The following is a 682-nucleotide window of genomic DNA, read 5'->3' as shown; positions in this document are numbered from 1 at the left end:
CTGCCGGGACCACCGCCGACTTGATCAGCCGGTTGATGACCTGACCGGCCGACAGCTCCGGGTACTTCGAGCGCACCAACGCCGCGATCGCGGAGACGTATGCGGTCGAATCAGAAGTCCCATTGCCCGTGCGATAGTCCGTCGCCGACTGGTGGCCGGCCGAGTAGATGTCGACTCCGGGCGCTACCAGTGTCGTTTCGGGGCCACGGTTCGACTTTTCCCAGACCTTCCCGTCCCTGTCCACGGCACCCACGGCAACGACGCCGGGAACAGCTGCGGGGTAGTCCACCGGGGTTCCCCGATTTCCGGTGTTCCCCGAGGCCCCAATCACAACCACATCCTTGTCGATGGCGTACTGGATGGCCTCTCGGACCTTCTTGTCAGCACCACCTCCCAGGGACATGTTGATGACCTTGGCGCCCTTGTCCACGGCGTAGCGAATAGCCTCCGGAATGCGATCTTCGCCGCCGCTTCCCACCTCACCCAGGGGGGACATGTTGACTCTGACGGGAAGAATCTTGGCGTGCGGCGCAAGACCGATAATCCCGTCCTTGGCACCGTGTCCTCGACCGGCGATCAGGCTCGCCATGCTTGTTCCGTGGCCGATCTTGTCAACTCTGCCGTCTCTCTGCTCCCCGGAGAAGTCAGCCCCAGGCAGGACCTGTCCTACAAGATCTTGGTG

The 682-nt window shown here is 63.0% G+C and carries 1 protein-coding gene; it reads right to left on the bottom strand.

The features are described from left to right. The coding region (locus tag ABD323_RS43070) for a S8 family serine peptidase (protein WP_344447486.1) at positions 1-589 on the bottom strand (589 nt) is incomplete at its 3' end. Positions 590-682 lie beyond the last annotated feature (93 nt).

It is taken from the genome of Kitasatospora nipponensis (assembly GCF_039528135.1).
GTDB lineage: Bacteria > Actinomycetota > Actinomycetes > Streptomycetales > Streptomycetaceae > Kitasatospora > Kitasatospora nipponensis.
The sequence above is the reverse complement of the archived record's forward strand: the minus strand, read 5'-3'. Positions and strand labels throughout refer to the sequence as shown.